Origin of the sequence: Pseudomonas sp. NPDC087598 (genome assembly GCF_044743525.1) — a bacterium.
In the GTDB taxonomy this organism is placed as follows: Bacteria; Pseudomonadota; Gammaproteobacteria; order Pseudomonadales; family Pseudomonadaceae; genus Aquipseudomonas.
This window is the reverse complement of sequence record NZ_JBIUWQ010000059.1, coordinates 20,347-40,679: the sequence shown is the minus strand read 5'-3', so window position 1 is coordinate 40,679 and position 20,333 is coordinate 20,347. Positions and strand designations below refer to the sequence as shown.

At 59.1% G+C, this 20,333-nt stretch carries 16 protein-coding genes; 6 read left to right on the top strand and 10 right to left on the bottom strand.

The annotated features are described in order from the left end of the window. Positions 1-487: 487 nt before the first annotated feature. The 3 genes from ACIOWE_RS24760 to ACIOWE_RS24750 all read right to left on the bottom strand — a co-directional run bounded on the left by ACIOWE_RS24760 (position 488) and on the right by ACIOWE_RS24750 (position 3,281). Entirely contained in the window at positions 488-1,183 is a 696-nt protein-coding gene (locus ACIOWE_RS24760; RefSeq protein ID WP_401396971.1) for a potassium channel family protein, read from the bottom strand. Then, positions 1,173-2,501, bottom strand: coding sequence for a TrkH family potassium uptake protein (locus tag ACIOWE_RS24755; protein WP_401396968.1), 1,329 nt, complete (start codon positions 2,499-2,501; stop codon positions 1,173-1,175). Before ACIOWE_RS24755 ends, ACIOWE_RS24760 begins: the two co-directional genes overlap by 11 nt. A 342-nt stretch (positions 2,502-2,843) precedes the next feature. Continuing rightward, on the bottom strand, positions 2,844-3,281 hold the full coding sequence (locus ACIOWE_RS24750; RefSeq protein ID WP_201237452.1) for a hypothetical protein: 438 nt from the start codon (positions 3,279-3,281) through the stop codon (positions 2,844-2,846). A 103-nt stretch (positions 3,282-3,384) separates the two neighbouring features. On the opposite strand from ACIOWE_RS24750, the gene ACIOWE_RS24745 reads away from it, so the two are divergent. Then, the gene (locus ACIOWE_RS24745) at positions 3,385-3,822 is read left to right on the top strand and encodes a universal stress protein (protein ID WP_007910454.1); all 438 of its coding nucleotides are present in this window, start codon (positions 3,385-3,387) and stop codon (positions 3,820-3,822) included. Positions 3,823-4,014: 192 nt separating this feature from the next. Here the strand turns inward: ACIOWE_RS24745 and ACIOWE_RS24740 are convergent, their stop codons facing one another. Then, positions 4,015-5,937, bottom strand: coding sequence for an ATP-binding cassette domain-containing protein (locus ACIOWE_RS24740; RefSeq protein ID WP_401396964.1), 1,923 nt, complete (start codon positions 5,935-5,937; stop codon positions 4,015-4,017). Between the two features lie 214 nt (positions 5,938-6,151). Here ACIOWE_RS24740 and ACIOWE_RS24735 point away from each other — a divergent pair, with 214 nt between their 5' ends. Continuing rightward, entirely contained in the window at positions 6,152-8,080 is a 1,929-nt protein-coding gene (locus ACIOWE_RS24735) for a transglycosylase SLT domain-containing protein (RefSeq protein ID WP_401396961.1), read from the top strand. A gap of 76 nt (positions 8,081-8,156) precedes the next feature. On the opposite strand, the gene ACIOWE_RS24730 is transcribed toward ACIOWE_RS24735, so the two are convergent. Continuing rightward, entirely contained in the window at positions 8,157-9,188 is a 1,032-nt protein-coding gene (locus ACIOWE_RS24730; protein ID WP_401396958.1) for a Fic family protein, read from the bottom strand. 57 nt (positions 9,189-9,245) lie between these two features. Then, positions 9,246-11,030, bottom strand: a complete 1,785-nt coding sequence (locus ACIOWE_RS24725; protein WP_401396955.1) for an ABC transporter transmembrane domain-containing protein — start codon at positions 11,028-11,030, stop codon at positions 9,246-9,248. A gap of 256 nt (positions 11,031-11,286) precedes the next feature. On the opposite strand from ACIOWE_RS24725, the gene ACIOWE_RS24720 reads away from it, so the two are divergent. Further along, the gene (locus ACIOWE_RS24720; protein ID WP_201237448.1) at positions 11,287-11,466 is read left to right on the top strand and encodes a PA1571 family protein; all 180 of its coding nucleotides are present in this window, start codon (positions 11,287-11,289) and stop codon (positions 11,464-11,466) included. A gap of 181 nt (positions 11,467-11,647) precedes the next feature. On the opposite strand, the gene pdxB is transcribed toward ACIOWE_RS24720, so the two are convergent. Beyond that, complete coding sequence (gene pdxB / locus ACIOWE_RS24715; RefSeq protein ID WP_401396952.1) at positions 11,648-12,790, bottom strand: 4-phosphoerythronate dehydrogenase PdxB; 1,143 nt, start codon at positions 12,788-12,790, stop codon at positions 11,648-11,650. A 344-nt stretch (positions 12,791-13,134) separates the two neighbouring features. Here pdxB and ACIOWE_RS24710 point away from each other — a divergent pair, with 344 nt between their 5' ends. Then, the gene (locus ACIOWE_RS24710; protein WP_401396949.1) at positions 13,135-14,544 is read left to right on the top strand and encodes an MATE family efflux transporter; all 1,410 of its coding nucleotides are present in this window, start codon (positions 13,135-13,137) and stop codon (positions 14,542-14,544) included. 137 nt (positions 14,545-14,681) lie between these two features. Here the strand turns inward: ACIOWE_RS24710 and tusA are convergent, their stop codons facing one another. Further along, positions 14,682-14,933, bottom strand: a complete 252-nt coding sequence (gene tusA, locus ACIOWE_RS24705) for a sulfurtransferase TusA (protein ID WP_401396946.1) — start codon at positions 14,931-14,933, stop codon at positions 14,682-14,684. A gap of 195 nt (positions 14,934-15,128) precedes the next feature. After that, on the bottom strand, positions 15,129-16,202 hold the full coding sequence (gene rlmM / locus ACIOWE_RS24700) for a 23S rRNA (cytidine(2498)-2'-O)-methyltransferase RlmM (RefSeq protein ID WP_401396943.1): 1,074 nt from the start codon (positions 16,200-16,202) through the stop codon (positions 15,129-15,131). A 222-nt stretch (positions 16,203-16,424) separates the two neighbouring features. Between rlmM and acnA the strand changes: the two genes are divergently transcribed. Continuing rightward, positions 16,425-19,166, top strand: coding sequence for an aconitate hydratase AcnA (gene acnA, locus ACIOWE_RS24695; protein WP_401396940.1), 2,742 nt, complete (start codon positions 16,425-16,427; stop codon positions 19,164-19,166). Between the two features lie 17 nt (positions 19,167-19,183). After that, positions 19,184-19,396 (top strand): hypothetical protein, encoded by a 213-nt coding sequence (locus ACIOWE_RS24690; protein WP_401396937.1) that lies wholly within the window; start codon positions 19,184-19,186, stop codon positions 19,394-19,396. 132 nt (positions 19,397-19,528) lie between these two features. Here the strand turns inward: ACIOWE_RS24690 and ACIOWE_RS24685 are convergent, their stop codons facing one another. After that, entirely contained in the window at positions 19,529-20,329 is an 801-nt protein-coding gene (locus ACIOWE_RS24685) for an aminoglycoside phosphotransferase family protein (protein ID WP_401396934.1), read from the bottom strand. Between the last annotated feature and the right edge of the window lie 4 nt (positions 20,330-20,333).

Genomic DNA, 20,333 nt, shown 5'->3' with positions numbered 1-20,333 from the left:
CATCAACTGATCTCCACGATATGGAAGCTGAACAGTACACGTCGGACGCAGGCGAATGGCTTGGCAGGACGCTTTTTCGTCGATGCTGACGCCAATCCACCCGGCACACCCGCCAACGCGATAGTCGGGATTCTGTAGGAGCGGTCTGTAAGACAAACGCTCAATTCATACGCCCGTTTGATTTGGGTACGTCACCTTCACGGAATTTCCGACAATTGTCAATCGCCCAAAATACGGGTTGAAATGCGACTTTGCGGTCATTTCCGTACCACGAAGACCCGCAACACGCGTCTGCAGGTGAGGCCATTCATAGAATCAATAGTTAGAAAATTCGCCCTAATTCGCAACGAGCCCTGTTTAAAAGGCTACGCTGACGGGACAATAGGTAATTGCGCTACCCGTGTGAAGCCGGGTCAGCGGTAAAACAGTTTCCGGCCTGCCTGGCCAACCCCGCCCGATGAACCCTGTCGGGCTTTTTAATTTCGGCTCAAGTCGAATGACCTGCAAACTTCTGGATCAGATGGGTCGGACCGGAAACGATTAGCAGATCGCCCGGCAAGATCAGAGTGCTGGGGGTGGCATGCTGAAAATCCAGACTGGCGCGCTTCAACCCTACAATCGTCACACCAAATTTTTCCCGGATATCACTGTCGGCCAAGGTGTTGTTTTGGCTCGCCAGGGGCGCGTGAATCTTGGCAATGGCAAAGCCGTCATCGAACTCGATGAAGTCGATCATCCGCCCGGTAATGAGGTGAGCAACACGTTCCCCCATATCCTTCTCAGGGTAGACAACATGATGGGCGCCAATCCGCTGGGCTATCTGACCATGCTCGGTAGTCCTGGCCTTGACCCAGATATCCCCGATACCCAACTCCGTCAGCGTCATGATGGTCAGCAAGCTAGCTGACAGATCTGTTCCTATCCCCACAATGGCATGAGCAAAATCGGCTACACCCAGTTGGCGCAAGACCATCAGGTTGGTGGAGTCCGCCTGGACAGCATGAGTCAAGAGATCGGCCCACTCATGGACTGGCGCGGCATCCTGGTCGATGCCCATCACATCGTGACCGAGCCGCATCAACGATTGAGCCACGGAGCCACCGAAACGACCAAGGCCGATCACTACCACGCTATCGCCCTTGGAAAAGGAGAACTGCTCGGTAAAAAGAAATTTAGCCAACAATAGGATGTTCCTCTGGGTAGCGGTAAGGCATCCGGCGTTCGCCCAGAGCCAGTGACGCCGCGAGCGTAATGGTGCCGACCCGCCCGACATACATCAGCAGCGTGAGCATGAGTTGAGCTGACGCGGGGAGATCAGCGGTAATGCCAGTGGACAAGCCGACCGTACCAAACGCGGAGATGACTTCGAATATGACCTGATCTGTGGGCAGGTCTGTTTCACGCATGATAAATAGCGTCGCCAGCACGATCATGGCGCTGCCTAGCACAAGCACTGTAATCACTTGGCGCTGGGCCGGGGCACCGATTCGACGACCAAATGCGTCGCTGTCGCTGTGTCCACGAATTTCCGCGATCACCAGTAAAACCAGAATGGCTACAGTGCCGACTTTTACACCACCTGCGGTGCCCGCACTGCCACCCCCGATGAACATCAGGAGATAGTGAATTGCCCAGCTTTCATGAGTTAACGCGCCGATATCAATAGAGTTGAATCCGGCTGTACGCGCAGAAACGGAAGCAAAAGCCGCCGAGAGAACTTTATCGATCACTGGCATCGGGCCAAGGGTAGCCGGGTTAAACCACTCAAACAGTAGCAGCGTTAAAAAACCGACTAGAAGCAGGATTGCCGTTCCGACCAAGGTGAGCTTGGTATGCAGCGACCAGCGACGCGGTTCACTGAATCTGCTGCGCAAGTCATACAAGACGGGAAAGCCAATGCCCCCGATAATGATCGCAGCCATGATTGGCAACAGGATCCCGGCATCGAATGCGTAACGCGTCAGGCTGTCGGGATGGATGGAGAAACCCGCATTGTTGAATGCTGATACCGCATGAAACAGGCCGCTCCACGCCGCACTAGCCCATGGCAGATCATAGGTCAGGTGCAACCTGAGGGTGAGCCACAGGGTCAGGATGAGTTCCAAGGCGAACGTCACCACCAGGACCAGTTTGGCAACGCTGGCGATGTCGCCCAACCCCAACGAGCGTGACTCCAACTGTGCGACCATTTTTGTGCGTAGACGCAAGCCTCGGTTGACCATCAAGCCGAGCAAGGTCGCCACCGTCATAATGCCGAAGCCGCCGATCTGGAACAGCAGCAGGATCACTGACTGGCCGAAGGTCGACCAGTAAGTACCGGTGTCCACCACTACCAGCCCAGTAACGCAGACAGCCGAAACTGCGGTAAAGAAGGCCGTCACCCAAGTGGAGGAAATACCCTCGGCCTGGGACATCGGCAGCATCAAGATAGCGGTACCGACCAGTATCACAGCCAGGAAAACCAGGGAGACAACCCTGGCAGGATGAAGCAGCAATTTCATTTGGTAGCAGATCTCATGTAGTGACATGGGAATCTAAAGCACCTGAAAAAACGTGAGGGCTTCAAATCTTGACGGTGGCCATGATCAATGCTGCCGTGACCGGTTCGATGAGGTATATCTCGTTCACCACATCAACCCTTCGACTCTCCTATCCTGCAAAGCTGTCCTATTCTCGAAAAAATTGCGATATCTAATTGAGGCCCTCGCCCTTCTCGCATTGGGTCGAGCTGCGAGGATCGACGAAAATTCATCCATCAGCAGACGTCGCGAATGCACCTCCGGCAGTTTTTATTGCTCGTATGCCGGACGCTTCGCACCGTTGCAGCGCGAAACATCCGCAAGTCACGCCAGCGCTTTCAGTGTCGCGTCGATATCTTGCAATACCGTTGCTTCGCCTTTCTCGCCCCAATACAAGGCAATCATCTGTTTATCCGCCTCGACCTTGTAGACGTTACCCGGCAACTTTTCGAAATGATTGAGCAGCGCCTGATCCTCGCAGATTTCCTGCCATTGATTGACCCAAACGCCCGGCGATTTCTGCCAATACGTCCAGCACGCCGGCTGACTGCCACGGCGCGGACGATGGTACTGCGCGCAGGGGTTTGGCGGCTCTTGCGACAGCCAGTGCGGCCACTCCTGAGGAGCCAGCTGCATGGCCAGACCCATGCGCCGCGCCTCCATGCGCAGGCCGATGCGCCCGCTCTGCGCGCGCGATGGGCGCAACCACGCCAGCGGACTCAATACCACCAGCAGGATTGACACCACTATCCAGACCGTCATATCTGTACTCCCGAATCTTTATGAGCCCATTGCGTCACTTTGGAACCAATGCGCTTGAAACCAGCCATACTTAACAATATTGAACCCTTACGAGGAGCGCCTCATGCCCTACCACCACATCCTGGTCGCCGTAGACTTGACCGAAGAGTGCGACCCAGTGATCCACCGCGCCCGAGAGCTGTCGGTGAGCAACGGCGCCAAGCTGTCGCTGGTGCACATTGTCGAACCGATGGCCATGGCGTTCGGCGGCGACGTGCCAATGGACCTGTCACAACTGCAACAACAGCAATTCGACCAGGCCAAAGAACGGCTTGAGCGCTTGAAACTCAAGTATTCCGAACTCGAAGGCGCTAACTGCCACTTGACCTACGGCCAGCCACGCCAGGAAATCCATCATTTCGCCAAGGAACAAGCGTGCGATCTGATCGTGGTCGGCAGTCATGGCCGTCACGGTTTGGCATTGCTGCTCGGCTCGACCGCCAACGACGTGCTGCACGGTGCGCCTTGTGATGTGCTGGCGGTGCACCTGGTCAAACGCTGAAAAGCACTGATCATTGTGGGAGCGAGCCTGCTCGCGAAGGCGACGACACATTCAGCATTAATGCTGCCTGATACACCGCATTCGCGAGCAGGCTCGCTCCCACATTTGACCAGTATCAGCTTGCAGATCGCGTGACATATGAAAAGCCCGGCGCTCATTACTGAACGCCGGGCTTTTTCACATCAGAGGCAATCAGGCATCCAGCTCGGCCCAACGCTCCACCAGAGCATCCAGCTCAGCCTGCAACTGCTCCAGCGAAGCAATCACCTTGGCCGTTTCTGCCGGCGGACGCTGATAGAAACCCGCGTCAGCCATTTCAGCTTCAACGGCAGCGATCTGCTGTTCCTTGGCATCGATATCGCCCGGCAGCGCTTCCAGCTCGCGCTGCAGCTTGTAGCTGAGCTTCTTCTTGGCAGCCGGGATGGCAGCGGCAGGCGCAGCCACCGGAGCCGGCTCGGCAGTGACCACCGCCGAATTCAAGTCAGCCTTGCCCGACTTGCTCTCGGTCACGCCCAACAGGCGCGGCGAGCCGCCCTGACGGATCCAGTCCTGATAGCCGCCGACGTATTCACGCACCTTGCCTTCACCTTCGAAGACCAGCGTACTGGTGACCACGTTGTCGAGGAATGCCCGGTCGTGGCTGACCATCAGCACAGTGCCGTTGAAGGTCAGCAGCACCTCTTCGAGCAGTTCGAGGGTTTCCACGTCGAGGTCGTTGGTCGGTTCGTCGAGGACCAGCAGGTTGGCCGGCTTGCTGAACAGTTTGGCCAGCAACAGACGCGCACGCTCGCCACCCGACAGCGCCTTGACCGGCGTGCGGGCACGCTGCGGGCTGAACAGGAAGTCGCCGAGGTAGCTCAGCACGTGGCGGCTCTGACCGTCGATATCGATGAAGTCGCGACCTTCGGCAACGTTATCGATAACGGTTTTTTCCAGATCCAGTTGATGACGCAACTGGTCAAAGTACGCCACGTCGATGCGCGTGCCCTCTTCCACTTTGCCACTGGTCGGTTGCAGACCGCTGAGCATCAGCTTCAGCAGGGTTGTCTTGCCGGTACCGTTGGCGCCGAGCAGACCGATACGGTCGCCGCGCGTCAGCACCATCGAGAAATCCTTGATCAGGAACGGGCCACCCGGGTGAGCAAAGCTCACATTCTCGAGCACCATCACCTGCTTGCCGGACTTGTCGGCAGTTTCCAGCTGGATATTGGCCTTGCCGGTACGCTCGCGACGTTCGCTGCGCTCAACACGCAGGGCTTTCAGGGCGCGGACGCGGCCTTCGTTACGGGTGCGACGCGCCTTGATGCCCTGGCGGATCCAGACTTCTTCCTGGGCCAGTTTTTTGTCGAACAGCGCGTTGGCGGTCTCTTCAGCGGCCAGCGCGGCTTCTTTGTGCACGAGGAAACTGGCGTAGTCGCCGTTCCAGTCGATCAGGCCGCCGCGATCCAGTTCGAGGATGCGCGTGGCAAGGTTTTGCAGGAAGGAACGGTCGTGCGTGATGAACAGCACAGCGCCCTGGAAATCTTTCAGCGCTTCTTCGAGCCAGGCAATCGCACCGATATCCAGGTGGTTGGTCGGTTCGTCGAGCAGCAACAGATCCGGCTCGGACACCAGCGCCTGCGCCAGCAGCACGCGACGACGCCAGCCGCCGGACAACTGGGCGAGGGTCTTGTCGGCCGGCAGTTGCAGGCGGCTCAGGGTGCTGTCGACCAGGGTCTGCAAGCGCCAGCCATCACGGGCTTCGAGGTCTTGCTGAACGTGCATCAGTTTGTTCAGGTCTTCTTCAGTGACGCAGTTCTGCGCAAGGTGATGGTACTCGGCGAGCAACGCGCCCACGCCATCGAGGCCTTCGGCAACCACGTCGAACACAGTCCGGTCGTCGGCCACTGGCAATTCTTGCGGCAGTTCGCCGATTTTCAGACCGGGGGCACGCCACACGGAGCCGTCGTCAGGCTTTTGATCGCCCTTGACCAGCTTCATCATGCTGGACTTGCCTGTGCCGTTGCGGCCGATGATGCACACCCGCTCACCACGGGCGATCTGCCAGGACACCTTGTCCAACAACGGCATCGCGCCGAATGCAAGGGACACATCGCTGAATTTGAGCAGGGTCATGAGCTTCTCCAAAAACCGGGCGCGCATTCTACCTGACTTAGGGCTTCAGCAGGCCGGCAATTTGTCTGTCGAAGCACTCTGCACAACATTTGTTGCGAACTTGTGCTGCGAGGTCCGCAAAGCTTTCGCCGCTTGCTGGCAAAAGGCTAAGCTACAGACAATTCAGTGCTGACCGAGGTCGGCACTTGTCATGATTTCTCTGCCCGGATGTCTCATGCGCAGTCGCCTTCTCAGTGTTTTGTCCTGTTTGCTACTTACCGCCGCTGCCGCTCAATCCGCCCAGGCGGTGGACCTGTCAACCCAACGCCAGTATTACGATGAAGCCAAGCGCGCCCTCGCCAAGGGCGATACCGGTCCGTATTTCCGCTACAGCCAGGCCTTGGCCGACTATCCGCTGGAGCCGTATCTGGCCTACGACGAGCTGACCGCGCGCCTGAAAAGCGCGAGCAACGCCGAAATCGAGAAATTCCTCGCCGAACACGGCGACCTGCCCCAGGCCAACTGGATGAAGTTGCGCTGGTTGCGCTGGCTCGCTGACCGCGGTGACTGGGCGACCTTCGTCAAATATTACGACCCGAAACTCAACTTCACTGAACTCGACTGCCTGAATGCGCAGTACCAGATCAGCAGCGGTCACAAGGTCGAGGGCTATGCCAACGCAGACAAGCTGTGGCTGACCGGAAAATCGCAACCGGCGGCGTGCGACGCGCTGTTTGGTATCTGGGCCGCCGACGGCCAACTGACCGAACAGAAACGCTGGGAGCGCACCAAACTCGCCGCTCAGGCGCGCAACTATCCGCTCGCCAACAGCCTGACCAACGGCCTGACCACTCTCGCCCCGCGCGGTCGCTTGCTGGTCGATGTGGCGCAGAAACCCGAGTTGCTCAATCAGCCCTCGCGCTTCACGCCGGCTGATGAGCCGATGTCCGATGTGGTCAGCCTCGGCTTGCGTCGTCTGGCCCGTCAGGATCCGGACAAAGCCATGGCCCTGCTCGACGGTTACGCCAGCAGCATGCATTTCTCCCGCGATGAAAAAGTCGCCATCGCCCGGGAAATCGGCCTGACCCTGGCCCGTCGTTTCGACAGCCGCGCGCTGGACGTGATGACCAAATACGACCCGGAGCTGCGTGACAATACCGTTTCCGAATGGCGCCTGCGCCTGCTGCTGCGCCTGGCCCGGTGGGACGATGCTTATCAACTGACTCGCCGTCTGCCGCAGGATCTGGCGACCACCAATCGCTGGCGCTACTGGCAGGCCCGCAGCCTGGAACTGGCGCAACCGCAGAACCCGGAAGCGCAGACGTTGTACAAAAGCCTCGCCCGCGAACGTGATTTCTACGGTTTCCTTGCTGCCGACCGTTCGCAGTCGCCGTACTCGCTGGTCAACAAACCGCTGGTACTCAGCCAGGCGACCATCAACAAAGTGCGCAACACGCCAGGTGTCCGCCGCGCTCTGGAGTTCCATGCCCGCGGGCAGATCGTAGACGGTCGCCGCGAGTGGTATCACGTCAGCCGCCACTTCAACCGCGACGAAATGGTCGCCCAAGCCAAACTCGCCTACGACCTGAAATGGTACTTCCCGGCGATCCGCACGATCAGTCAGGCGCAATACTGGGACGATCTGGACATCCGTTTCCCGATGGCCCACCGCGAAACCCTCGTGCGTGAAGCCAAGGTGCGGGGCCTGCATTCGAGCTGGGTGTTCGCGATCACCCGTCAGGAAAGTGCTTTTATGGACGATGCTCGCTCCGGCGTCGGCGCCAGTGGCCTGATGCAACTGATGCCCGGCACCGCCAAGGAAACCGCACGCAAGTTCAGCATCCCGCTGGCTTCACCGCAGCAAGTGCTCGATCCAGACAAGAACATCCAGCTCGGCGCCGCCTACCTGAGTCAGGTCCACAGCCAGTTCAACGGCAACCGCGTCCTCGCCTCCGCCGCCTACAACGCCGGCCCCGGCCGCGTACGCCAATGGCTGCGCGGCGCCGATCACCTGAGTTTCGATGTATGGGTGGAAAGCATTCCGTTCGACGAAACCCGTCAGTACGTGCAGAACGTGCTGTCTTATTCGGTGATCTACGGCCAGAAGCTCAACTCACCACAGCCGCTGGTGGATTGGCACGAGCGCTACTTCGACGATCAGTGAGTTCGTGACGAACACCGAATAACAAAAAAATGCCTGTATCCGGAGATACGGGCATTTTTTATTCTTGGTGAAATCACTACTTACGCCTAATCCGCGCAACTGCCAACTCGCCAAGCTCAGTCAGGCGATATTTCTGAGTCGGATTCGTCGGGGTCTCAGGATCAGACATTTCAATCACTCCTGAGGCGAGTGCCGGCTTCAGGTAGTTGGCCCTGAAAGACGGTTTGTGTGCCAAGCCCAGCTCTGCCATCAGCTCGCTGACCTTCAAAGCCCTTTGCCCGAGGGTTAGCAAAAGCTTTTCTACTAGGTCGGTTACTGGGTCGATTACTAGGTCGTTCGCCGTTTCACTGCCAATCGCTTCACGCAGTGAAACACTCAGAGCATGCAGCATGTATTCAACAAACGGCGTCGACTCCGCCATTTGGTCCGCAGCCGATAATGCCGAATAATAAGCATCCTGCTCCTCTCGAATGACCGCTTCGACCGGAAGGTAAGCCAGCACAGATCGCCATTGGCTGAGAATCACGGTCTGCCATAGACGGCCCATCCGCCCGTTTCCATCAGCAAAAGGATGGATAAACTCGAACTCGTAATGAAAGACACAGCTGATAATCAAAGGGTGCCAGTCAGAAGTAGCGAGCCACGCCAGCAAATCATCCATCAACGCGGACAGACGACTCGGCGGTGGCGCCATATGGACCAATTGATCAGCGCGATAAATGCCTACGCCAGTTCGGCGAAAGTGCCCGCATTCATCGATCAGTCCATGCATCAACAACTCATGCGCCTGAAGCAAGTCAGCCCTGTTGCCTGGTTGCCACTTCGGCATGGATTCATAGGCCGCAAAGGCATTGCGTACTTCCTGAATTTCCTTGGGCAACCCCAACACACGCTGACCGGCGAGCACGGCCGTCACCTGTTCAACACTCAACGTATTGTTTTCAATTGCCAGAGAAGCCTGAATCGTACGAATCCGGTTACTTCGGCGGAGTCGTGGCGTTTGCCGACTATCATCCATGGCCGATAGTTGGCCGATTTGCTCACTGATTTCGGCGATTAAAGCAATCATTCGATTGGTCAGCGTCAACGGCGGTTGGTAGCGACTCATGTCCTCATCCTGGCATTCCATACAGGTCGCCATAATGCCCGATGCAGGCATCACTCATCAGAGTTGTTTAGAGGTTTGCTTTCCTTCATTGAACTGCAATGACGCCAGCCGCGCATACAGCGGATTGCTGACTATGAGCTCCTGATGGGTGCCAATGGCCACAAGTTTGCCTTGATCCATCACTGCGATCCGGTCAGCGTTTTTCACGGTTGCCAGTCGATGCGCGATCACCAGCGTGGTGCGGTTCTGCATCAGGTTGGGCAGCGCTTCCTGTATCAGGTGCTCGCTTTGCGCATCGAGGGCGCTGGTGGCTTCGTCCAGCAGCAGGATCGGCGCGTCGACCAGCAACGCCCGGGCAATCGCCAGACGTTGCCGCTGGCCACCCGAAAGGCCGAGGCCACCATCGCCGAGATGGGTCTGGTAACCATTGGGCATTTTTTCGATGAAGTCATGGGCATGGGCAATTCTTGCCGCGTCCTTGACTTGCTCCAGTGTCGCCCGCGGATTGCCGTAACGAATGTTCTCTTCAACGCTGCCGAAAAACAGCGCCGGCGACTGTGACACCAAGGCGAAGTGGCGGCGCAGATCCAGCGGGTCGAGACTTGTCAGCGGCACGCCATCGATGAGGATCTGTCCTTCCAGCGGGTCATAAAAGCGCAACAGCAAGTCATACACCGTCGACTTGCCGGCGCCGGACGGCCCCACCAGCGCCAGCGTCTCACCGGCACGAACTGTCAGATTCAAGCCGTTGACGGCGTAGCTTTCAGGGCGCGAAGGGTAGGAAAAACGCACGTCCTGCAATCGCAACTCGCCCCGCACGCGCGCCGGCAAAGTCACCAGCCCGGTGGTTGGCGGCTGAATGATGTTCTGCGAACCGAGCAATTCAGCGATGCGCTCGGCGGCACCTGCCGCGCGCTGCAGTTCGCCAATCACTTCGCTCAAGGTGCCGATCGCACTGCCCACGATCAGGCTGTAAAAAACAAACGCTGCCAGTTCGCCACCAGTGATTCGCCCGGCGATCACGTCCATGCCGCCGACCCACAACATCACCGCCACGGCGCCCAGCACCAGCACGATCACCAGGGTGATCATCCACGAGCGCTGGAAAATGCGTTTGCGCGCCGTGTCGAACGCCTCTTCGACAGTCGCCGAGAAGCGCTGCTCATCCTGGACCTGATGGTTGTAAGCCTGCACGGTTTTGATCTGGCCGAGGGTTTCGGAAACGTAGCTGCCGATGTCGGCAACCCGGTCCTGACTCAACCGCGAAAGATTGCGTACACGCCGACCGAAAATCAGAATCGGCGCTACCACGAACGGCAAGGCAATCACCACAATGCTGGTGAGTTTTGCGTTGGTCACAAATAGCAGTACGACGCCGCCGATGACCATCAACAAGTTGCGCAGGAACATCGACAGCGACGAACCGATCACTGACTGCAATAACGTCGTGTCGGCGGTCAACCGCGATTGAATCTCCGAACTGCGGTTGTTCTCGTAAAAGCCGGGGTGCAGATAAACCAGATGGTTGAACACCTCGCGCCGAATATCGGCGACGACGCGTTCGCCGATCCACGACACCCAGTAAAACCGCGCGAACGTACCGACAGCCAGACCCAGCACCATCAACATGAAAATGCCTATGCTCTGGTTGAGCTGATGCGGCGACTGGGTCATGAAGCCCCGATCGACCAGCAACTTGATGCCTTGCCCCATCGACAAGGTGACGGCGGCGGTGACGATCAACGCCAGCAGCGCACCGATGACTTGCCAGCGGTAAGGAGCCAGAAATCGACTGGTCAGACGCAGCGCGCGACGGTGCCTTGAAGAAAGCTTCGGGGTCATTCAGGTACGCATCCATGTTGATGAAAGGGCTAGCGTAAACCTTCTTTGGGGTGGAACTCTGTAAATCACAATGAGTCAGGTTAAATATGCCCCCAAAGACTAGGCCATAGTTGCTATTGGTCTAACGTCGCAGTTGAGACGAACGGTCATTTCTGTTGGACTGGAATGGCCGCTCATGACGGACCGAAAGGAGTTGTCACAGCCTGGTCATGTGGCGGTTTTAATCTGATAACACAACCTGATGAGGAGACAGGCCATGTCCTTGCAACACAGCAGCGATGACAAGATTGAAGTGATCCGCACCAAGCCCGGCCAGACTCTGGGTTGCTCGATTATCGATAAGGATGGGCGTGAAGTACCGATCACTGAAGACATGATCCAGGATGCGTGCCGCGAACTGGACAAGCGATTGGTCAAGCCTGCCAAACAAAAGTGATATAGCCACCGTCTTCCTGACCCGGCCCCTTTGGCCGGGTTTTTTCTGTCTGAACAGTTGAGCCTTGTATTGAAACAATCGCTGGCAAGCCAGCTCCCACAGATTTTCGTCGTACTCAAAATCAGAGTGCTCCGCGAAACCTGTGGGAGCTGGCTTGCCAGCGATGAAGACACCCCGGTTTTTAAACAGCAATCGCTCCCAGCGCCGCGACTATCTTCGCCAAGGCCGGCGAATCACCATCGATCCGCACTTTCAGCCCTTCGATCTCGCGCCGCACCGGATACTGCTTGCGCAACACATCGAACGCCGCACGCTGCTCGCCGACATTGCCTACAAGGCTGCGGCGGAAATCCGCGTCATCCCGGCGCGGGTCGTACACGCCTCGGCACAACATCGCCAGCGCCCAGGCCGGATCGCTGTCGGCATGCAGGGTAATTTCGGACAGCCACGGTGCTGGCAAAAGGTCGCTGAGCTGGATGCTTGCGGGCTGGCCGATGAATTCGCAATACGCCTGATAAATCTGCGCCGTTCCGCGCTGTTTACCGTCGAGGCTGTAACCGGCAATGTGTGGCGTGGCCAGTACGCACAGTTCGGCCAGCGCCACATCGACTTCCGGCTCGGCTTCCCAGACATCCAGCACCGCTTGCAGGTCTTCGCGCGCCAACAGCACTTTGCGCAGCGCGGCATTATCAACAACCGGGCCACGCGCCGCGTTGATCAACCACGCGCCGGGCTTGAGCTGTTGCAAACGCTGCTGGTCGAACAGATGCCAGGTCGCGCCTGCGCCGCTGCGAGTCAGCGGGGTGTGCAGACTGATCACGTCGCACTGCTCAATGATCTGCTCCAGGCTGACATAATCGCCCCCCTCGGCGGCCTGACGCGGTGGATCGCAAACCTTCACGTTCCAGCCCAAGCCCTTCAGGACCTTGATCAGTCGCCCACCCACCTCACCGGCGCCGACGACACCGTAGGTCCGTTGAGTCAGATCGACACCTTCGATTTCGGCGAGCGTCATCAGGCTGCCCAGCACGTAATCGACCACACCACGGGCATTACAGCCGGGCGCGCTCGACCAAGTGATGCCGGCCTCGGCGAAATACTCAAGATCCAGATGATCAGTACCAATGGTGCAGGTGCCGACAAAGCGAACCTTGCTGCCTTCCAGCAACGCGCGATTGACGTTGGTCACCGAACGCACCAGCAAGACGTCGGCCTGTTCCACCGTTGCACGGTCTATGGAACGGCCAGGGACCCGGCGGATCTCGCCGAAACCGGCAAAAAAGGCATCGAGCAGCGGGATATTTTCGTCGGCAACAATCAGCATGGCGGGCTCCTTTGGCGGATCGGCAGTTTAGGTGCAGATCGGTTGATGAGCCAGCAGGCTTTGATTGCACACGCAAGAACAACACGTCTCCTGTGGCGAGGGAGCTTGCTCCCGCTCGGCTGCGGGCAGTCGCAAAGTCTGTTACCGAGACCTTTCTGATTCGCTGCGCGGTTTGGTTTTGGGGCCGCTGCGCACCCCAGCGGGAGCAAGCTCCCTCGCCACAGGACAATCGCCTTTCGAGCGAAGGTGATTTACAAATCCGTAACAGAGGATTTTTCCTGACCAAGGCGTCAGCGGCGTAGAATGCGGCGCCCTGCGCATCAACATCTGTGGACGCTTTGCCTGTGAATTCTGTAACTGACCAACCTGTCGCCGTCTCCCTGACCCGCCCCGCGCGGATTCGTCTGGAGTTCAAGAACCTGCTCGCCCTGGCGGTGCCGATCATCATCGCGCAACTGGCGACCACGGCCATGGGCTTCGTCGATGCGGTGATGGCCGGGCGCGTCGGGCCAAACGATCTGGCGGCTGTGGCCCTGGGCAACTCGATCTGGGTGCCGGTGTTTCTGCTGATGACCGGCACCCTGCTGGCCACTACGCCGAAAGTCGCCCAGCGCTTTGGTGCTGGCACCCACAGCGAAATCGGTCCGATCGTCCGTCAGGCGTTGTGGCTGGCGCTGGTGGTCGGGTTGATCGCGACGGCGATGCTGGTTGCCGCCGAGCCGGTGTTGCACCTGATGAAGGTCGATCCGGAACTGATCGGCCCATGCATGCAATACCTGCACGGCATCGCCAGCGGCTTGCCGGCGGTGGCGTTCTACCATGTGCTGCGCTGCACCAGTGACGGCATTGGCCGTACCCGCCCCGCGATGGTGTTGGGCCTGTGCGGTCTGGCACTGAACATTCCGCTGAACTACATCTTCATTTATGGCCACTTCGGCGTGCCGGCCATGGGTGGCGTGGGTTGCGGTTGGGCCACGGCGATCGTGATGTGGGTGATGGCGCTGGGTCTGGCGGGTTATGAGCGCTGGGCTCCGGCCTATCGTTCGAGCGAACTGTTCAGCCGTTTCGACTGGCCGCAATGGGCGGTGATCAAACGTCTGCTGGCTATCGGTCTGCCAATCGGCATCGCGGTGTTTGCCGAATCGAGCATTTTTGCGGTGATCGCGCTGCTGATCGGCAGCCTCGGCGCCACCGTAGTGGCCGGGCACCAGATTGCGCTGAACGTCAGCTCGCTGGTGTTCATGATTCCGTATTCGTTGGGGATGGCCGTGACCGTGCGCGTCGGTCAGGCGCTGGGCCGTGAAGAGCCGCGTGAAGCGCGGTTTGCTGCTGGCGTCGGCATGGGCACCGCGCTGGCTTACGCTTGCCTGTCGGCGAGCATGATGTTGCTGTTACGTGAGCCGATTGCGGCGATCTACACCGCTGACCCGACGGTGATTCACATCGCGGCGATGCTGATCGTGTACTCGGCGCTGTTCCAGTTTTCCGATGCGATTCAGGTCACTGCGGCTGGCGCCCTGCGCGGTTATCAGGACACCCGCGTGACGATGATCCTGACCCTGTTCGCCTATTGGGGCATTGGCTTGCCGGTGGGCTATGCCCTCGGTCTGACCGACTGGCTCGGCGAGCCACGCGGTCCGAGCGGTTTGTGGCAGGGTCTGATCGTCGGCTTGAGCTGTGCGGCGCTGATGCTGTCGATCCGCCTGACGCGCAGCGCGCGCAAGCGCATCCGGATTAGTCGCTCGATGGGCTAAACCCCTTACGCGGGACGAAAAAAAGTGGGAGCGAGCCTGCTCGCGAATGCGGTGTGTCAGTCGCCATTGTTAGTGACTGATGTACCGTATTCGCGAGCAGGCTCGCTCCCACATTTGGTTTTGTGTCTGCCTGGGACTCAGGCGTTTTTCTTGCGAATCCAGTACAGGTAAGTACCGGCCTCTTCGTGCTGGCTGACCAGTTCATGGTCGAGAAACACGCAGAACTTGGGAATGTCGCGACGGGTCGAGGGATCGGTGGCGATCACCTTGAGCAGGCCGCCGGGCACCAGGTCACGGATGTGCTGGTGCAACATCATCACCGGCTCAGGGCAATTGAGACCGGTTGCGTCGAGGGTGCCGTCGACCGGCGTATCAATCATTTCACTCATGATTCACTCCTGAAACTGGCCGGCATTGTCGCGCATTGCCGGGTTTGTGGCGAGGGAGCTTGCTCCCGCTCGGCGGCGTAGCCGTCGTAAGATCTGTTTGCCCGGTATGTCTGAAGGAACAACGGCGCCGAATCCGGGGCCGCTTCGCAGCCCAGCGGGAGCAAGCTCCCTCGCCACACAAGCAGTTCACGTCAATCAGCGGGATTTGGCTTTCCTGGTGTCGTGACGGCGCAGGTGGCAGGTCACTTCCTCGCGGTCGTGATACAGCTGTTTGCAGCCGATATCGACCTTTATCCCGCGTGCCTTGAAACCATCGGCGATGCGTTCGAGCAAGCGCTTCACCTCGGCATAACGCTGCTTCATCGGCAGTTTCAGGTTGACCACCGCCTCGCGGCAATGCCCCTCGCCGATCCACTCTTCGAGCATCGCGGCGTTGCGGGCCGGTTTCTCGACGATGTCGCAGACCATCCAGTCCACCGGTTGCTTGGGCTTGAAGGTAAAACCATCAGCCATCAAGTGCTGCACCAGCCCGGTGTCCATCAGGCTTTCAGCCATCGGCCCGTTGTCGATGGCGGTCACCAGCATGCCGCGATTGACCAGTTGCCAGGTCCAGCCGCCCGGCGCTGCACCGAGGTCAACCCCGGTCATGTCGCTGTGCAGGCGATCTTCCCACTGATCACGCGGGATAAAGTGGTGCCAGGCTTCTTCCAGCTTCAGCGTCGAACGGCTCGGCGCTTCACGCGGAAACTTCAGGCGCGGAATGCCCATCGGCCACATCGCCGAGTTACCGGCGTCGGCCATGCCGAGAAACACTTCACGGCCACTTTTGAAGGTTAACAGCAGACGCGGCTTGCCGGCGTCTTCCACCAGTTTGCCGGCAGCGGTCAGGGCCTTGCGCAGCGGGCCTTCGAATTTCTTGCAGAAGTTCGACAGCTCCTTGCCGTCGTTGGTGTCGACGACTTCCAGCCACAGGCTGCCGCACACCGGGAAGTCGGCCATGTGCGCGAGGATCACGCTGATGCGGTCGTTTTCCGGCAGATCGATAAAGACCCCACGCGCCCATTGGCGCGGGAAGATCAGTTCGGCAAAACGCTGACCGCGCATCAGGCGCTCGGCGCCGTCTTCTTCGGTGCAGACAAACTCGGCGTACGCCGTGGCGGCTTTGGCCTTGGCGTAACCGGCCACGTTGAGTTGCGCGGCGAGGTCGGAAATCTCCGAACAGACTTCGCCTTCGAAGCCCGGCCGGCAATGCATGAATAGGGTGTTCATTCTTACTCCTGGGCAGCGGGCGATCATTCGGCCACTGCGCGATGCTCAGGCGTTGCGTTGCAGCAACGCCTGTCACGAAAACCGGCGCATGATAGCCGATGTCGGAACCTTGGACTTGCCCATAGAGTCCAGTTATTAGCCAGCTACCTAAAACAGGGCTAGGTTTAAAGCTCTATTCGTCCCCTCAATCCGTAGCCGTGCGGATTCAAAGGAGTGATCGTAATGCCGTCCCTCGATAGTCTGAAAACGCTCAAAACCCTGCAAATCGACGACAAGACCTACCATTATTTCAGCCTGCCCGATGCCGCCAAGAGCCTTGGCAATATCGACAAGCTGCCGATGTCGCTGAAGGTCCTGCTGGAAAACCTGCTGCGCTGGGAAGATGAAAAAACCGTCACCGGCGCCGACCTCAGGGCCATCGCCGCGTGGCTCAAGGAGCGCCGCTCTGACCGCGAGATTCAATATCGCCCTGCCCGGGTATTGATGCAGGATTTTACCGGCGTACCGGCCGTGGTCGACCTCGCTGCCATGCGCGCCGCCATGGCCAAGGCCGGCGGCGATCCGCAGCGAATCAATCCGTTGTCGCCTGTCGATCTGGTGATCGACCACTCGGTGATGGTCGACAAATTCGCCACCGCCAGCGCCTTCGAGCAAAACGTCGACATCGAAATGCAACGTAACGGCGAGCGTTACGCCTTTCTGCGCTGGGGCCAAAGTGCTTTCGACAACTTCAGCGTGGTGCCGCCGGGCACCGGGATCTGCCACCAGGTCAACCTCGAATACCTCGGTCGCACGGTATGGACCAAGGATGAAGACGGCCGTACTTACGCCTTCCCCGACACGCTGGTCGGCACCGACTCCCACACCACCATGATCAACGGCCTCGGCGTGCTCGGCTGGGGTGTCGGCGGCATCGAAGCGGAAGCGGCGATGCTCGGGCAACCGGTGTCGATGCTGATTCCGGAAGTGATTGGCTTCAAACTCACCGGCAAGCTCAAGGAAGGCATTACCGCCACCGACCTGGTGCTGACCGTCACGCAGATGCTGCGCAAGAAAGGCGTGGTCGGTAAATTTGTCGAGTTCTACGGCGACGGCCTCGCCGAACTACCGCTGGCCGACCGTGCGACCATCGCCAACATGGCCCCGGAATACGGCGCGACGTGCGGCTTCTTTCCGGTTGATGAGGTAACGCTGGACTACCTGCGCCTGTCCGGGCGGCCGGCAGAAGTGGTGAAACTGGTCGAGGCCTACACCAAGGCGCAGGGATTGTGGCGCCTGCCGGGCCAGGAACCGGTGTTCACCGACAGCCTGGCGCTGGACATGGGCAGCGTTGAAGCCAGTCTGGCCGGGCCGAAGCGCCCACAGGATCGGGTTTCACTGCCCAATGTTGCGCAAGCCTTCAGCGACTTCCTCGATTTGCAATTCAAACCCACCAGCAAAGAAGAAGGTCGCCTTGAGAGTGAAGGGGGCGGCGGCGTCGCAGTGGGCAATGCCGATCTGGTCGGCGAAACCGATTACGAATACGAAGGCCACACCTATCGCCTGAAAAACGGCGCCGTGGTCATCGCCGCGATCACCTCTTGCACCAACACGTCCAACCCGAGCGTGATGATGGCTGCTGGCCTCCTGGCGAAAAAAGCCGTGGAAAAAGGCCTGACACGCAAACCGTGGGTGAAGAGTTCACTGGCGCCGGGCTCTAAAGTGGTCACCGATTACTACAAGGCGGCCGGGCTGACGCAATACCTCGACCAGCTCGGATTTTCGTTGGTCGGTTATGGCTGCACCACGTGTATCGGCAACTCCGGACCATTGCCGGAGCCCATTGAAAAGGCCATCCAGAAAGCCGACCTCGCCGTCGCCTCGGTGCTGTCCGGCAACCGTAACTTCGAAGGTCGTGTACATCCGCTAGTGAAAACCAACTGGCTGGCCTCGCCACCACTGGTGGTGGCTTATGCGCTGGCCGGGACTGTTCGTACCGATATCAGCAGCGAACCGCTGGGTAACGATCAACAGGGCAACCCGGTGTACCTGCGCGACATCTGGCCAAGCAGCCAGGAAATCGCCGATGCGGTGAGTCAGGTCAGCACGGCGATGTTCCACAAGGAATACGCCGAAGTGTTTGCCGGTGATGAACAGTGGCAGGCCATTGAAGTGCCGCAAGCAGCGACGTACGTGTGGCAGGACGATTCGACTTACATCCAGCATCCGCCGTTCTTCGATGACATCGGCGGCCCACTGCCAGAGATCAAGGATGTGAAAGGTGCGCGAGTGCTGGCCCTGCTCGGCGACTCGGTGACCACCGACCACATCTCCCCTGCCGGCAATATCAAGGCCGACAGCCCGGCCGGACGTTACCTGCGCGACAAAGGTGTGGAGCCACGCGACTTCAACTCCTACGGCTCGCGTCGTGGCAACCACGAAGTGATGATGCGCGGCACCTTTGCCAATATTCGTATCCGTAACGAAATGCTCGGTGGTGAAGAAGGTGGCAACACGATCTACATTCCGAGTGGCGAGAAACTGCCGATCTACGACGCGGCCATGCGTTATCAAGCCTCGGGCACACCGCTGGTGGTGATTGCCGGGCAGGAATATGGCACCGGTTCCAGTCGTGACTGGGCGGCCAAAGGCACCAACCTGCTGGGCGTCAAAGCGGTGATCGCCGAGAGCTTCGAGCGCATTCACCGTTCCAATCTGGTCGGCATGGGTGTGTTGCCGCTGCAGTTCAAGCTCGATCAGAACCGTAAGAGCCTGAATCTGACCGGCAAGGAAACCTTCGAGATTCAGGGCCTGACCGGTGTCGAACTGACGCCGCGGATGAACCTGCCCCTGGTGATCACCCGTGAGGACGGGCGTCAGGAGAAAATCGAAGTGCTATGCCGCATCGACACCCTGAACGAGGTGGAGTACTTCAAGTCGGGCGGGATTCTGCATTATGTGTTGCGTCAGCTGATCGCTTCATAACGCCTGGATCCCCTGTGGTGAGGGGATTTATCCCCGATGGGCTGCGCAGCGACCCTGTTTTTCCTTCAAAGAACGGGCCTGCTGCGCAGGCCAACGGGGATAAATCCCCTCGCCACAAGTTCTTCCGTGGTTTTCCGGGGACGAAAAAAAACCCGCCGAAGCGGGTTTTTCCCAAGACCATTATCGACTCCCTGTCGGCAGCGATCCTTGCAATGGTCGATCATCCGTGATCCTGAAACACTCCCTGTGCTTCAGTTGATGGGTGTAGATTACGTGCTGGATCCAATCGGCAATAGTCGACAAAGCTACCATCGCGTGTAAGACATTCGCCATAGAAGCCCTTCCGAAAACCCTTAGCCGTGTCAGGCGTTGAGCATGGAAGCCGCGATTTGCGCGACTTTCAGCTGCCCTGCGGCCTGTTCCTGCAGGTCATCCTCCAGAAACCATGCGGCAGACAATCCGGCAAACGCCAGCACCCATTGCAGAAGGCGACTACGATCCAGGCCCGCGGCGGCAACGATCACCTCGACCTGCCGGTGAAATCTCTCGGGGTCGCCAGCAGTCGGCAAATCCGGGTTGCAGATCAGATTGGCGTAGTCAAAACCGCGCTCGCCCCTCACTCGCTTCGGATCAATCGCCAACCAGCCGCGCGCGCCGAAATCGAGGACATTGTCGTGATGCATGTCTCCGTGCAGTACCACGACGTCCTGCGGGTCGGCGAGCAAGGCTTCGGCGGTACGCAGACTCAGGGCATACGGCCCGCCATGTTCTGCGGCAGCGATTCGCAATGAAGCAAACCACGGCCCCAGCTCCACCAGCGGCGGGGGTGGCGTGGTTCGTGGGGCATGCAGACGTGCCAGCGCGGTGCACAAAATGCGGCTGGTTTCATCATCCTGGCCATTGAGCGCCATCTGCATCAGCGAACGCCTGCCCATGGCGCGCTCCATCAGCAAGCCATCCTCGTGGTGCGCCAATACGCGTGCGGCGCCCTCGCCTTCCCACCAGGTCATCAGCAGGTTGCCGTACTTTTCTTCGGCGTCGTCAGCCAGTTTCAGCATCGCCGGGGTGTCACCCAGGCGCACCGGCAACAGCCGGCTGCCGGGGGTGATGATCGCTGCACCGTCCGGCACCAGTGCCCAGCGCTTGAGCCAGGGTTCGAACATTGCG

Bases quoted from the DNA above. Each gene is read 5' to 3' on its own strand.
- ACIOWE_RS24755 (WP_401396968.1), bottom strand. From the start codon at position 2,501: ATGAAATTGCTGCTTCATCCTGCCAGGGTTGTCTCCCTGGTTTTCCTG.
- ACIOWE_RS24745 (WP_007910454.1), top strand. From the start codon at position 3,385: ATGCCCTACCACCACATCCTGGTCGCCGTAGACTTGACCGAAGAGTGC.
- ACIOWE_RS24740 (WP_401396964.1), bottom strand. From the start codon at position 5,937: ATGACCCTGCTCAAATTCAGCGATGTGTCCCTTGCATTCGGCGCGATG.
- pdxB (WP_401396952.1), bottom strand. From the start codon at position 12,790: ATGCTGATTGTTGCCGACGAAAATATCCCGCTGCTCGATGCCTTTTTT.
- ACIOWE_RS24735 (WP_401396961.1), top strand. From the start codon at position 6,152: ATGCGCAGTCGCCTTCTCAGTGTTTTGTCCTGTTTGCTACTTACCGCC.
- ACIOWE_RS24720 (WP_201237448.1), top strand. From the start codon at position 11,287: ATGTCCTTGCAACACAGCAGCGATGACAAGATTGAAGTGATCCGCACC.
- ACIOWE_RS24685 (WP_401396934.1), bottom strand. From the start codon at position 20,329: ATGTTCGAACCCTGGCTCAAGCGCTGGGCACTGGTGCCGGACGGTGCA.
- ACIOWE_RS24725 (WP_401396955.1), bottom strand. From the start codon at position 11,030: ATGACCCCGAAGCTTTCTTCAAGGCACCGTCGCGCGCTGCGTCTGACC.
- tusA (WP_401396946.1), bottom strand. From the start codon at position 14,933: ATGAGTGAAATGATTGATACGCCGGTCGACGGCACCCTCGACGCAACC.
- ACIOWE_RS24750 (WP_201237452.1), bottom strand. From the start codon at position 3,281: ATGACGGTCTGGATAGTGGTGTCAATCCTGCTGGTGGTATTGAGTCCG.
- rlmM (WP_401396943.1), bottom strand. From the start codon at position 16,202: ATGAACACCCTATTCATGCATTGCCGGCCGGGCTTCGAAGGCGAAGTC.
- ACIOWE_RS24730 (WP_401396958.1), bottom strand. From the start codon at position 9,188: ATGAGTCGCTACCAACCGCCGTTGACGCTGACCAATCGAATGATTGCT.
- acnA (WP_401396940.1), top strand. From the start codon at position 16,425: ATGCCGTCCCTCGATAGTCTGAAAACGCTCAAAACCCTGCAAATCGAC.